Origin of the sequence: Stenotrophomonas sp. Iso1 (assembly GCF_027497995.1) — a bacterium.
Taxonomy (GTDB): domain Bacteria; phylum Pseudomonadota; class Gammaproteobacteria; order Xanthomonadales; family Xanthomonadaceae; genus Stenotrophomonas.
Genome location: NZ_JAODBT010000002.1, coordinates 719,071 through 732,449, shown reverse-complemented (window position 1 = coordinate 732,449; position 13,379 = coordinate 719,071). Strand labels below are relative to the sequence as shown.

The following is a 13,379-nucleotide window of genomic DNA, read 5'->3' as shown; positions in this document are numbered from 1 at the left end:
CAATTCTGCAGCCATCCGTTCAGGACAGTTGCCGCCCCCGTTCCCGTCCCGCCCGGTGCACCCTGCGCCGCCGCATGACCCTTGCCGTTGCTGTAACCATGACGAATTCACGCCGCCCACTGGGCTTCTGGTCCGCCACCGCCCTGGTAGTGGGCAGCATGATCGGCTCAGGCACCTTCCTGTTGCCGGCCACCCTTGCTCCCTATGGCGCCGCCACCCTTATCGGCTGGGGTATCACTTTGTGTGGTGCCTTGCTGCTGGCGGTCACCTTCGCCCAGCTCGCCAAGCGTTGGCCACAGACGGGTGGCCCGTATGTGTTCGCCCGCAACGCCTTTGGTGAACTGCCCGGCTTTCTGGTGGCCTGGAGTTACTGGATATCGATGTGGTGCGCCATCGCCGCCATCGCGGTGGCCTTCGCCGGCAGCATCGGTGCCATCTTCCCCGCGCTCACCGCAACACCGGTAAGCGCCGCCGCCTGCGGGCTGGTGGCGTTGTGGCTGTGTGCTGGCGTCAACCTCATCGGTGTGCGCGAAGCCGGCCGCCTGCAACTGCTGACCACCGTACTCAAGGTGGTGCCGTTGCTGTTGTTTGGACTGGTAGCGCTGTGGTTCATCGACACCAGCCATTACGTACCGTTCAACCCCAGCGGCGAATCCCTGGGCAGCGTGGCCGGTGCCACCGTGGCGTTGACCTTGTGGGCCATGATTGGCCTGGAAGCCGCCACTGTGCCGGCTGAATCCGTGGATGACGCGCCGCGCACCATCGCCCGCGCCACCGTCACCGGCACCGCGATTGCCGGCGTCGCGACGGTACTGGCGTGTACCACCGTGCTGGGCCTACTGCCGGCCGATGTGCTGGCCAATTCCGGTGCGCCAATGGCCGATGCTGCCGCCGCGCTATGGGGCCCGACTGCTGGCAAATTGCTCGCAGTCGTAATGGCCATCTCCTGCGTAGGCGCACTCAACGGCTGGACCCTGCTGTCGGCACAACTGCCAATGGCCGCCGCACGCGATGGCGTTTTGCCGCGCGCCTTCGCCCGCGCCAACAAGCGTGGCGCACCTGCCTTCGGCGTCATCGTCAGCTGCCTGCTGGCCACTGTGCTGGTGATCTGCAACTACAACCGCTCGTTGGTGGACCTGTTCAAGTTCTCGGTGCTGCTTTCCACAGCCGCCACCTTGCTCCCCTATCTGGCGGGTGCTGCGGCGTGGCTATGGCGTGGCAGTGGCATTCCATCGCGCATTGCCGCTGCCGGCGCCTTGGCTTTCAGCGTGTATGCCATCGGCGGTATCGGCACCGAGGCGCTGCTGTGGGGCGTGGGCCTGATCATCGCGGGTCTGCCGATTTACTTCTGGCTGCGCCGCGCCTGAAAGCCTGACGCTCTCGCGCAAAACCACGCAGTGAATTCAGCCAACTGAACCCGCGTGGTTGCAGCGCTGGCATGAACGCGAGCGCCTGGCAACTTGGCAGTTTGACCACGATGCCTGAATGTTTGGCGTGCTATGCAGGCCGTCCATTCGGGAGAAACGTCATGCTCAGCAAGAACACGATCTGTCTCTGGTTCAACGGCGATGCCCTGGAAGCTGCCACCTTCTACGCCGCCACATTTCCGGACAGCAAGGTGCTGGCCGAGCACCGTGCACCCAGTGACTTTCCCGCTGGCAAACAAGGCGATCCGCTGACAGTGGAGTTCACCGTGATGGGCATCCCCTGCCTGGGCTTGAATGGTGGGCCTGCGTTCAAGCACACCGAGGCGTTCTCGTTCCAGGTGGCCACCGACGACCAAGCTGAAACCGACCGTCTATGGAACGCCATCGTCGAAAACGGCGGTGAGGAAAGTGCGTGCGGTTGGTGCAGGGACAAATGGGGTCTGTCGTGGCAGATCACCCCGCGTGTATTGACCGCGGCGTTCACCAACCCTGACCCCGCCATAGCCAAGCGCGCCTTCGAGGCCATGATGGGCATGACAAAAATTGATGTCGCCGCGATAGAAGCCGCAGTACGCGGCTAAGGCAGCCACTGGATTCGCGGCGCCGCCCGGGCATGACCGCTAGGCGGCCTGCCCTTCCAGCGGCTCGGCGCCTTCCTTGTTTTGGGCCACCAACGGGCGTGCCGGGGATGGCCTGCTCGGGAATGCATGCCGCACGATCCGCCACATCACCTGACCGAACTGGCGCGGCAATGAGCCAGTGTTGTAATGCTGGCCGTAACGCTCGCAGATTTCGCGCACTTCCACTGCCATCGCGGCGTAGCGATTGGCGGGAATGTCGGGATAAAAGTGGTGCTCGATCTGGTGGCTCAAATTGCCGGTCATCACGTTCATCGCCTTGCCACCGGCAATATTGGACGAGCCTCGCAGCTGGCGCAGATACCAATGCCCTCGGCTTTCATTGCGGACGCAATCCTTGGGAAACGTTTCCGCATCCGCGGTGAAATGCCCGCAGAAGATCACCACGTACGTCCACACATTACGGATCACATTGGCCGCCACATTGCCCAGCAGCACCGGCAGGAAGAACGGGCCAGCCAACGCCGGGAACAGCACATAGTCCTTCAGCACCTGCTTGAGCGCCTTGCGGCGCACTGGCTTGGCCTGCTTCCACAGCTGCTTCAACGTCACCTTGCGAGCGAGCAGCCGGCCCACGCGCAGATCCTGTATGGCGATGCCCCATTCAAACAGCAGCGCGAAAATGACCGCCACGAATGGCTGTAACAGGTAGAGCGGCTGCCAGCGTTGCTCGGGGAAGATGCGCAGCAACCCATAGCCAATGTCATCGTCCAAACCACGCACGTTGGTGTAAGTGTGGTGGCGGAAATTATGGGTCTTGCGCCAGTTTTCCGACGTACCGGCGATATCCCACTCGTAGTTCTTTCCCTGCAGGCTCGGGTCGCCCATCCAGTCGTACTGGCCGTGGATGACGTTGTGCGCCAGCTCCATGTTTTCCAGAATCTTCGACAGCGCCAGCAACAGCACACCGGCAATCCACGCTGGCACCAACACGCTGTGTACGAACGCGCCGAGAAACAGCAGCGCTCGGCCAGCAACGCCACACCAACGCACGGCAGCGACCACTCTGCGGATGTAGCGTGCGTCGTTGGCCCCCAGCGTGGCCTGGTGACGGGCGCGCAATGCGTCCAGCTCATCACCAAAATTCTGCAATTGAGCGGGCGACAACGCCCGGTTGTGCACGGAAGGCATCGGTTACAGCTCCAGGGCGAGATCGGTACTGGCGCTGTTGACACACAGCTTCAGTGGAGTGGAGGGCTCATCGGCGTAATCGCCGGTAAGCGCGTGCCGGGTGATGCCCGAGACCTTGCCGCACACGCAGGTATTGCAGATGCCCATGCGGCAACCGCTGGCCGGTTGAATGCCTTCGGCTTCCAGCGCCTGCAGCAAGGCAGTGCCACGCGGCACAGTCAGCGTGCGGCCACTGCGCAACAACTGAACCTGCACGCTGCCTTCTTCCTGAGCAGGGAGCTGCGGCAGGCTGAACGCCTCGCTTTGAAAGCTGGCCGCCTGCCCCTGCAGACGCTGACGTGCAGCTTCCACAAAGCCGCCGGGGCCACAGGCGAGTACGCGCGTGGCATCAAGCGCAGCAGTGCCTGCAAAGTCATGCGCATCAATCCGCGCATCCGGTGTCTGCGGATCGCGAGTCAGCAGCAGTTGCAAACGGAAATTGGGATGGCGGCTGGCCAACGTCTTCAATTCATCGACGAAGCACAACTCCTCGCGACGTCGCGCCCAGTACAGCAGCTCCACCGGTGCGCGCATGCCCTGTGCATCCAGCTGTCGCAGCAGTGCCCGCATCGGGGTGATTCCGCTACCGGCTGCCAGCAGCAACAAACGCTGCGGCGTATCCGTCGGCACCGTCATGTCGCCGAACGCCTGGCCCAGCGCGAATACCTCACCGATAGCGGCGCCACGCGCCAGATGATTGCTGACCTTGCCACCCGCAACCGCCTTGACGGTAATCGCCAAGCGGCCGTTCGGAAGCAGCGTGGGGCTGAAACTGCGGGACGCCAAGCGGCCCTCAACCTCGACACCCAGATTGATGTGCTGGCCGGCGGCGAGCCCCCGGAAGTGGCGATTGGGCTGCAATTCCAGGGTGACCGCATCGGCGCTGGCAGCGCTACGCGAGACCAAACGCGCCAACGGCCGCCGCAACGTCCACAGCGGATGTACCCGGGACGACCAGAAATCGAAGAAGCCCTCGCTCAACCAGGGAATCGTGGGCGGGGTGGTATTGCGGTAGACGGCACTCATGGGGACGAACTATACGGGCGAGCATACGACTGTGTATACAGCTGTATATACGCAACACAGGCTATGATTCATCGACCTGACCACCCGAGCCGTGATGAGCACCCGCGACCAGCCCACCGCCGCACCAGACGACCTGCACCCCGCGCGCAAGGCCTCGATCTCGCGTGACGACCTGTTGGCCGCTGCGCTCGCCCTCATCGGCCCGCACCGCAGTGTTTCCACGCTAAGCCTGCGCGAAGTGGCACGCGAAGCCGGCATCGCTCCCAATTCGTTCTATCGCCAGTTCCGTGACATGGATGAACTGACGGTTGCGCTGATTGATCTGTCCGGACGCTCGCTGCGCACCATCATTGGCCAGGCGCGGCTGCGCGCGGCCGACAGCAATCGCGGCGTTATCCGCCTGTCTGTTGAAACCTTCATGGAGCAGTTGCGCGCTGACGACCGCTTGATGCATGTGCTGTTGCGCGAAGGCACCGCAGGTTCCGACGCGTTCAAAGAGGCGGTGGACCGTGAGCTGGTGTATTTCGAGGACGAGCTCAAAGTGGACCTCGTGCGCTTGGCCGCGCTCGACAACGCCACCCTGTATGAGCCAGCACTGGCAGCCAAAGCGATCACGCGCTTGATCTTCGCCATGGGTGGCATGGCAATGGATCTGCCGGAAGAAAAAGATCCGGAACTGATTGAACAGATGTCGCAGATGATCCGCATGATCATCACCGGCTCACGCGCACTGGCTCGGCATCCGCAGCGCACGGAATAACGGTCGGTGCAATACGGTCGCAAGGACTGCAGAGCAGGCACTTAGAACGGCAGCAATTGCCGTCTTCGCGAAAAAAAACGGGCCTGCAGGTGCAAGGCGGCGAAACAACCGCCGCAGTCACACCTCACCGCACCAGACACTGCCGATACCGCTCGTCCACACGATTGGCAAACCACTCGGTGGTCAGTTCCCGTGTGATCTTCGGGCTATTCAACCGAATGCCCGGAATCACGGCACGCGGTAGTGCATGCCCAGCCCGCGCCTCGGCAAGGGCGAATACGCGTTGATGCAGCTCACTCTCATTGAAAGCCAACGTATCGGCCTGCTCCAGGGCACGTCGTATCGCACGCTCATCCATGCGCAGTTGCGGCCCCAGCGAACGCACGGCACGCTCGGTCTGCCCCGGCTTGTCCAACGCAGCGTCCGGCACCAGCACGTCGCCGTCCAACTCCAGCGTGGTGTTGGCCGCCAGCGCCATCGCACTCTGGAACGCCGCATTGCGACTGGCATACCAACCCGCATTGTAGTCAGCGAAGCGATGCACTTTGCGCGTGTATGGCGTCTGGTAGCCCAGCAGGTGCAGCGTGCCGAAATAGACGCCGCCACGACGACTGAACACTTCGTCGCGGATGCTGCTCTGCACGGGATACGGATAGTCCTGCGCATGCGTCTGCGCAAAGGGAATGCCGACTTGCATCGCACCGCCGGTCTGCACCGGGTTCTTGCCAGCAAACAAGCGCCTGCCCATCGGCAGACGGTCAATGATTTCTTCGTACAAACGGCTTAGATCGCGCTCGGTACGCACGCGGGCGAGCTTGTCGCCATAACTGATGCCGTCTGGCGCCCGTATCTTCAAACCCGCATCCACCACCAAACCGGGGACACGCACTGCAGATGCACGGCGACGGATTTCCTGTCGCGCGATCTGCGGCAGGTTGGCCACCTGCGGATCGGCCCGATACCCTGATTCCTGTTCAATCACCGCCAGCACCGCGCAGATGTTCTCCACATTGGGCTCGATCTGCTGCGCCGTGAACGCCGTCTGGATGTCCGCCGCCCAGCCGTCGCGGTCTGGCGTCTTGGCCGGAATGCGTCGTTCGATCTCGGCCCGTACATCCTGCGTCGGTCCAGCAGGCGCCTGAGGCACGGTGTTGCAACCGGCCATCGTCAGCAGCACCAGCATGAGCAATGGTCCGCGCGCCCGTTTTGAAGCACACCCCGCCCCGCCCAACCCTGTGCCACTGCTCATGTATTTCACGCCTTACTCCTGATCCACCTGAGTGGCTTGGTTGCCTTGCACGCCACCGCAGCGCAGGACGTCGCATTCGTTGTTCCCACCATGTCGCACTGCTCGGCCTGTCGTTGATTGCGGGCTGGAACGCGCTGCGCGAACAACGGTACCTGTTGTGGCTGGCTGTCGGCTAGATCCGGCTCGAATGGATGTTCACCACGCTTGATCCCAAGCAATGGACCACATGGCTGACGGTACCTGGTACGAGCGACGCCCACTACGCAGCTTGCGAATCACCCTGCTCTCGCATTCCCCGCTGGTTGCCCGCATCATGACCGCCATATTTCTTGCCGGAATGACTCTGATGTCCCAGCCGACCCATCTGTCCCGCAGAGATGACGACCACCAACCCAGCGACACCGAACTACTGATACGCGACGAGCAGCCCGGCGACATCGAAGCGATCCACCGCATCACCCAAGCGGCGTTCGCCGATCAGCCCTACTCCAGCCATACCGAACAGTTCATCGTTACCGCACTGCGCGATGCCGGCCAACTGACGCTATCGCTGGTCGCACTGAAGGACGATGAGGTGATCGGCCATGTCGCGGTATCGCCGGTGACACTTTCTTCCGGCGACGTTGGCTGGCACGGGCTGGGGCCGATATCGGTGGCGCCAACCCATCAGCAACAAGGCGTGGGTTCGGCGCTGATGCGGGCTGCAATCGCGCGGTTGCAAACCCTGGGAAGTGCAGGCTGCGTACTGTTGGGTGAGCCGGCGTACTACGCCCGCTTCGGCTTCAAAGCCAACCCTGCACTGGCGCTGCCCGGTGTACCGGCCGAGTACTTCCAACTACTGTCGTTCAGCGGCGAACCACCCATTGCGCAGGTGCGCTACCACGATGCCTTCGAGGCCACCGCCTGATACTGGTCCGCTTGGCCGGCCCGCAAGAAGCCTGCATTCACGGCTTTGCGCTAGGCTTGTCACCTTTCCCGTAACGGCCTGCCAGCAGTGAAGACTGTACATGCGACCCGCTACATCACCCCGCTACGCGAAGGTGGCTCACTTCCTGCGGTCATCGAAGCCGATGACGACGGCATGTATGTACTCAAGTTCCGCGGCGCTGGCCAAGGCCCCAAAGCGCTGATCGCCGAACTGGTGGTCGGCAAACTGGCGCAAGCACTTCACCTGCCCATGCCGGACATGGCGCTGGTCGAGCTGGACCGCGAGTTCGCACGTACCGAGCCGGACCCGGAAATCCAGGATCTGATCCGCGCCAGCGAAGGCATCAATCTGGGCAGCGACTATTTGCCCGGCGCGCTCAACTACGACCCCGCTGCGATGCAGCCGGATGCCGAATTGGCTTCGCGCATCGTCTGGTTTGACGCCTTCACCAGCAACGTCGACCGCACCGCGCGTAATCCCAACCTGATGGTGTGGCACCGCAAGCTGTATCTCATCGATCACGGTGCCGCGCTGTATTTCCACCATGACTGGGAAAATGCCGGCGAGGCCTGCGGCAAGCCGTTCAAACTGATACGCGACCATGTGCTGCTGCCGTTCGCCAGCGCGATTGCCGAAGCCGATGCAGCACTGGCACCTGTCCTGACCGACGCGGTGATCGATGCGACGGTAGCCGACATCCCGGAAAGCTGGCTGCAGAACGAACCCGCATTTACCAATGCCGACGCGTACCGCCAAGCCTATTCCAGCTACCTCAAGCGCCGCCTACAGCTGCGCGAAGCATTCGTACAGGAGGCCATCCGTGCCCACGCTGCACACCTATGACTACGCGGTGATCCGCGTCGTACCGCGGGTGGAGCGCGAGGAGTTCATCAACGTCGGGGTGATTGTCTCCTGCCCCAGCGCGGGCCACCTGCAAGCAGCCATCGAGATCGACACCGTTCGCATGCAGGCGTTCGCGCCGCAGCTGGATATTGAATCGTTGCAACCGTGGCTGGATGCGATCGTCGCCATCTGCGAAGGCCGGCCCGACGCTGGCCCCATCGCCCAGCTGCCTCCACGCGCACGCTTTCATTTCCTGACGGCCAAGCGCAGCTCAGTGGTGCAGATGTCGGTAACCCATGTAGGCCGTACAGCCAATCCCCCAGGCATCGTCGAGCACCTGCTCGAGCGCATGGTGCGTACGCCGCGCTGATTGCAGCGCTGGCATCCCGATATCCGCGAACAATCCTCTGCGGAGCGGAGCCATGCTCCAGTGAGGGTCAGCCAAAAAAAACGCCGGCTTAGCCGGCGTTTTCTCATTTCAACTGCAGTAACAATCAGGCTTCGGGCGCCGCCGGTGCCGGCGTTGCGTCCTGCACAACCACGTCAGCCTCGCCATCCGTATCGTCGCCAAGATCCAGCGAGGCATCCAGGCGCTCAATCGCCTGCAGCTTCTCGCCCTTGGACAGACGGATCAGGGTGACGCCCTGGGTGTTGCGGCCAACGCGCGAGATTTCCGAACCGCGAGTACGCACCAGCGTGCCGCCATCGGAGATCAACATCACCTCGTCGGCATTGCTCACCAGTACTGCGCTGACCAGCTTGCCGTTGCGCTCACTGGTTTGGATGCCGATAACACCCTGCGTGCCACGACCCTTGCGCGGGTAATCGGCCAGCGGGGTGCGCTTGCCATAGCCGTTCTCGGTCGCGGTGAGGATGTACTGAGCACCCGCATCATCGGCGCCGTTGTCGACGGTTTCGCCGCCATCGGTCACCACTTCTTCGACGACACTGCTTTCGTCTTCGTTCTCGTCCTCAACGCCGCCGGCGCTTTCGGCCACGATCAGGCTGACAACTTCTTCACCCTTGACCATCTTGATACCGCGCACACCGGTAGCGGTGCGGCCCATCGAACGGACCTTGTCCTCGCCGAAGCGCACGGTCTTGCCGTTGGACGCGAACAGCAGCACATCGCGCTCACCATCGGTAAGGCCGACACCAACCAGCGCATCGCCTTCGTCGAGGTTGATGGCGATCTTGCCGCGCGCCAGACGGAACGCAAATTCGCTCAGCGGCGTCTTCTTGACCGTACCGTTGCGGGTGGCGAAGAACACGTAGTGGCTGTCGTCGTACTCGCGTACCGGCAACACGGCCTGCACGCGCTCCCCATTTTCCAGCGCGATCCAGTTGATGATCGGGCGACCACGCGCATTGGAGCCGGCTTCCGGCAACTGATGCACCGGCAACCAGAACACCTTGCCCGAGCTGGTGAAAGTCAACAATGTGTCGTGCGTATTGACCAGCCACAGCTGCTCAATCGAATCCTCGTCCCGGGTCGCCGCTGCGCTGCGGCCACGGCCACCGCGACGCTGTGCGCGGTAGGCACTGGCCGGCTGACGCTTGACGTAACCCGCACGCGACAGCGTGACCACCACGTCTTCCGGCGCGATCAGGTCAAGGATGTCGAGATCTTCTTCGCTGTGACGGATTTCGGTACGGCGGGCATCCCCGAATTCCGAACGCACGTTCTCCAGTTCTTCGCGGATGACCTGCAGCAACACATCTGGGTTTTCCAGAATGCGGATCAGGCCTGCGATGACCTCCAGCAGTACCTTGTATTCCTCGGTCAGCCTGTCCTGCTCCAGCCCGGTAAGGCGGTGCAGGCGCATTTCGAGGATCTGCGTCGCCTGGACGTCACTGAGCTGGTAGTTGCCATTGACCAGGCCAATGCTCTTGGACAGATCTTCCGGACGCGATGCTTCCGCACCCGAGGCGGCCAACAACGAGCCCACCAGGCCCGGCGCCCACACCTTGGTGAGCATGCGCTCTTTGGCTTCGGCAGGGTTGGCCGACGTCTTGATCAACTCGATCATTTCATCGATGTTGGCCAACGCAACGGTCAGGCCTTCCAGCACGTGCGCACGTGCACGCGCCTTGCGCAGTTCAAAGATGGTGCGGCGGGTGACAACTTCACGACGATGACGGAGGAACGCCTCCAGCATCTCCTTGAGGTTCATCAACTTCGGGCGGCCATCAATCAGCGCCACCATGTTGATACCGAACACCGACTCCATCTGGGTCTGCTGGTAAAGGTTGTTGAGCACAACCTCGGCCGATTCACCGCGTTTGATTTCGATGTAAATGCGCATGCCGTCCTTATCGGACTCATCGCGCAGCTCGCTGATGCCTTCGAGCTTCTTTTCCTTGACCAGCTCGGCGATCTTCTCGATCAACCGCGCCTTGTTCACCTGGTACGGAATCTCGGTGACGATGATCGATTCGCGGCCGTTGTCGGCCACTTCGATATCCGCCCTGGCACGGATGCGCACGCGGCCACGGCCGGTGCGGTAACCGGCGATGATCCCGGCGGTGCCATTGATGATGCCGGCAGTCGGGAAATCCGGGCCCGGGATGAATTCCATCAGGGCATCCACGTCGATCGACGGATCGTCGATCAGCGCGATGCAGGCATTGATGGATTCAGTGAGGTTATGCGGCGGGATATTCGTCGCCATGCCCACTGCGATACCAGCCGAACCATTGACCAGCAGGTTCGGGAACCGGGTCGGCATGACCTTCGGCTCCATCTCCTTTTCGTCGTAGTTAGGCTGGAAATCGACGGTTTCCTTCTCCAGGTCGGCCATCAGCTCATGCGCGAGGCGCGACATGCGCGCCTCGGTGTATCGCATCGCCGCGGCGGAGTCGCCATCGACCGAACCGAAGTTACCCTGGCCATCCACCAGCATGTAGCGCAGCGAGAACGGCTGCGCCAAACGCACCAGCGTGTCGTACACCGACTGATCGCCATGCGGGTGGTACTTACCGATGACGTCACCGACGATACGCGCCGACTTGTAGTACGGCTTGTTGCTGTGCGCACCCAGCTCGCTCATCGCGAACAGGACGCGGCGATGGACTGGCTTGAGGCCATCGCGAGCATCGGGGAGTGCGCGCCCCACGATCACGCTCATGGCGTAATCGAGGTAGCTCTTTCGCATCTCGTCTTCCAGGTTGACCTGGATGATTTCCTTGGCGTTTTCTGCCATTCGGGTTCCGTTGTCTGGTAGCGATCCAAGCCGGCGGAAGCTCGCCCACGGGCAGCCACGCCGGAATCTCTGATCAACCGGCGGATACTATCACAAACAGCCGTTTTTTGCCGCCTTTTAGAGGGCTTTTACCGGAACAAATCAGGAACTTAGGGAATGGTGTGGAGCCAGCTTCAAACGCCCTCGGGTCGACCCGACCTCAGGCCGGCAGCAAACCCGGCATCACGATGGGCCACCGTCTCCGGGTGCCGCGATCACGCTGCACTACCTCCCGGCCCGCGCCCCAGCAAAACCACTCCGTAGCGGGGTCATCGCCGCTACGAGAACCCTGCCGAGCCAACGCCCTCAGGCGGTACCGAACGCTGCCTGCATCGCCGCTGCGTCCGGCTTCAGGATCACCCCGCGCTCGGTGACGATGGCATCGATCAGCTCACCCGGGGTGACGTCGAACACCGGGTTCCAAGCAGCAATGCCCTCGGCCACGGTCCGCACCCCACCCACGCCGTACAGTTCGCCTGGGTCGCGCTGCTCGATCTCGATCTCGTCGCCATGAGCGGTGCCCATGTCCACCGTGGAAGATGGCGCCACCACCATGAACTTGACGCCGTGATGACGGGCCGCGATGGCCAACTGGTAGGTGCCGATCTTGTTGGCGGTATCGCCATTGGCGCAGATGCGATCAGCGCCAACGATCACCCACTGCACCGCGCCCGTTTTCATCAGATGTGATGCGGCTGAATCGGCGATCAAAGTGGCGTCAATACCGTCCTGCTGCAGCTCCCACACCGTCAGGCGCGCGCCCTGTAGCCACGGCCGGGTTTCACCGGCGAACACGCGCGCGATGTGGCCCTGCGCCTTGCCTGCGCGGATCACGCCCAGCGCGGTGCCAAAACCGGCGGTTGCCAGCGAGCCGGTGTTGCAGTGGGTCAGCACACCGCTGCCGGCGGAGATCAGCCCGGCGCCCAGGGCGCCCATGTGGCGGTTGGCGGCGAGGTCTTCATCGGCAATGGCCTGTGCTTCGCATGCCAGCACCTGTTTCCAGTCAGCGCCTGCGGCGGACAGCACGCGACGCATCCGCGCCAGCGCCCACGCCAGATTCACTGCGGTCGGGCGCGAGGCATTCAACCGGGCCAGCGCGGGCTCCAGCCGTTCCAGTGCGGCGGCCCCGTCGTCGGCCTGCACTTCGGCAGCAGCCAACACCACACCCCATGCGGCGGCGATACCGATGGCCGGCGCGCCTCGCACGGTCAGCGCATGAATGGCTTCGGCGACGGCGTCGCTGTCCTGGCACAGCACATGCTCGACCACGAACGGGAGCTTGCGTTGATCCAGCAGTTCAAGCGCCTCGCCGGTCCAGCGGATCGGGCGGACGTGGTCGTAACGGGCGAAATCGATGGGGGCAGTGTCGTTCATCGGGCCATTGTAATCGGCCCCGCCGATGCACCGCTCAATCGGCGGAAAATTCGCCTCGGCAACCCTTGTCCACCCAGATGCCATTGCGGTCCCAGCCCCACGTCTCACCCTCGCGGCACGGCGCATTGGAGAGCTGCTCAACCAGCGTTACCCGCCGTTCGACACTCACCCCGCACTCGCGGCGGAGATTGCTCTTGGATTCGCAGACCACCTTGCGTGGGGTTTGCACGAATCCTGAGCCGTCCTCAGCCCCCACTTCAAACACGCCCTGGCAGCCACGGCTCACCCAGATTTCGTTGCGGTCATAACCCCAGCTGCGCCCTTCCCGGCAGGGCAGCACCGATTGCTGGCGCAGCAACCGCACCGGTGCACCTCTCAGCACCACCGGGCAGGATTCGACCCGGCTGCGCGACTCGCAGCGCACGACGCGCCGGCTCTTGCGCGAGCTCGACTGGCGCCTTGCGAACTCAGCACGGCAGTTGTGACTGACCCACACCGCGTCATCCTCCACACCCCAGCTGGTCTCGCGGATGCAGCTCTGTTCGGACAACTGACGCACTAGTTCCACACCCTTGTCCACGTCGTCCATCGCGCAGAACACACGCAGCATGTCCCTGGATTCACAGCGCACCACCTGCGCGGATGCGGCCACAGGCTCACCCGCCTTCGCTACGAAAAGCGCAGGAACCAACAGCAGCACTACCGCGCAAACTGCTTTCATC

Annotated in this window: 11 protein-coding genes and 1 pseudogene; 6 read left to right on the top strand and 6 right to left on the bottom strand. The window is 62.9% G+C overall.

Annotated elements, in window-relative coordinates; all coding sequences use genetic code 11:
* The first annotated feature begins 98 nt into the window (after positions 1–98).
* Together PAN08_RS12225 and PAN08_RS12220 are read left to right on the top strand one after the other, a co-directional pair.
* On the top strand, positions 99–1,367 hold the full coding sequence (locus PAN08_RS12225; protein WP_269791756.1) for an amino acid permease: 1,269 nt from the start codon (positions 99–101) through the stop codon (positions 1,365–1,367).
* Between the two features lie 161 nt (positions 1,368–1,528).
* Positions 1,529–2,008 (top strand): VOC family protein, encoded by a 480-nt coding sequence (locus PAN08_RS12220; RefSeq protein ID WP_269791755.1) that lies wholly within the window; start codon positions 1,529–1,531, stop codon positions 2,006–2,008.
* Between the two features lie 39 nt (positions 2,009–2,047).
* On the opposite strand, the gene PAN08_RS12215 is transcribed toward PAN08_RS12220, so the two are convergent.
* Together PAN08_RS12215 and PAN08_RS12210 are read right to left on the bottom strand one after the other, a co-directional pair.
* Complete coding sequence (locus tag PAN08_RS12215; protein ID WP_269791754.1) at positions 2,048–3,196, bottom strand: acyl-CoA desaturase; 1,149 nt, start codon at positions 3,194–3,196, stop codon at positions 2,048–2,050.
* Between the two features lie 3 nt (positions 3,197–3,199).
* On the bottom strand, positions 3,200–4,261 hold the full coding sequence (locus tag PAN08_RS12210) for a ferredoxin reductase (protein WP_332840103.1): 1,062 nt from the start codon (positions 4,259–4,261) through the stop codon (positions 3,200–3,202).
* 94 nt (positions 4,262–4,355) lie between these two features.
* Between PAN08_RS12210 and fabR the strand changes: the two genes are divergently transcribed.
* On the top strand, positions 4,356–5,021 hold the full coding sequence (gene fabR / locus PAN08_RS12205; protein ID WP_269791753.1) for an HTH-type transcriptional repressor FabR: 666 nt from the start codon (positions 4,356–4,358) through the stop codon (positions 5,019–5,021).
* Positions 5,022–5,145: 124 nt separating this feature from the next.
* Here the strand turns inward: fabR and PAN08_RS12200 are convergent, their stop codons facing one another.
* Positions 5,146–6,204, bottom strand: coding sequence for a DUF1615 domain-containing protein (locus PAN08_RS12200; protein ID WP_269791752.1), 1,059 nt, complete (start codon positions 6,202–6,204; stop codon positions 5,146–5,148).
* 412 nt (positions 6,205–6,616) lie between these two features.
* Between PAN08_RS12200 and PAN08_RS12195 the strand changes: the two genes are divergently transcribed.
* The 3 genes from PAN08_RS12195 to PAN08_RS12185 all read left to right on the top strand — a co-directional run bounded on the left by PAN08_RS12195 (position 6,617) and on the right by PAN08_RS12185 (position 8,411).
* Positions 6,617–7,177, top strand: a complete 561-nt coding sequence (locus PAN08_RS12195; protein WP_269791919.1) for an N-acetyltransferase — start codon at positions 6,617–6,619, stop codon at positions 7,175–7,177.
* A gap of 87 nt (positions 7,178–7,264) precedes the next feature.
* The gene (locus PAN08_RS12190) at positions 7,265–8,041 is read left to right on the top strand and encodes a HipA family kinase (protein ID WP_269791751.1); all 777 of its coding nucleotides are present in this window, start codon (positions 7,265–7,267) and stop codon (positions 8,039–8,041) included.
* Positions 8,019–8,411, top strand: a complete 393-nt coding sequence (locus PAN08_RS12185; protein WP_269791750.1) for a DUF3037 domain-containing protein — start codon at positions 8,019–8,021, stop codon at positions 8,409–8,411. The genes PAN08_RS12190 and PAN08_RS12185 overlap by 23 nt, the downstream gene beginning before the upstream one ends.
* A 202-nt stretch (positions 8,412–8,613) precedes the next feature.
* Here the strand turns inward: PAN08_RS12185 and gyrA are convergent.
* The 3 genes and pseudogenes from gyrA to PAN08_RS12170 all read right to left on the bottom strand — a co-directional run.
* A pseudogene (gyrA, locus tag PAN08_RS12180) lies at positions 8,614–11,244 on the bottom strand (DNA gyrase subunit A); the annotation flags it as partial.
* 345 nt (positions 11,245–11,589) lie between these two features.
* Positions 11,590–12,657 (bottom strand): S-methyl-5-thioribose-1-phosphate isomerase, encoded by a 1,068-nt coding sequence (gene mtnA / locus PAN08_RS12175; RefSeq protein ID WP_269791748.1) that lies wholly within the window; start codon positions 12,655–12,657, stop codon positions 11,590–11,592.
* A 34-nt stretch (positions 12,658–12,691) separates the two neighbouring features.
* Positions 12,692–13,378 carry a DUF3011 domain-containing protein gene (locus tag PAN08_RS12170; protein ID WP_269791747.1) on the bottom strand — a complete coding sequence of 229 codons (687 nt, stop codon included), beginning with the start codon at positions 13,376–13,378 and terminating at the stop codon, positions 12,692–12,694.
* Between the last annotated feature and the right edge of the window lies 1 nt (position 13,379).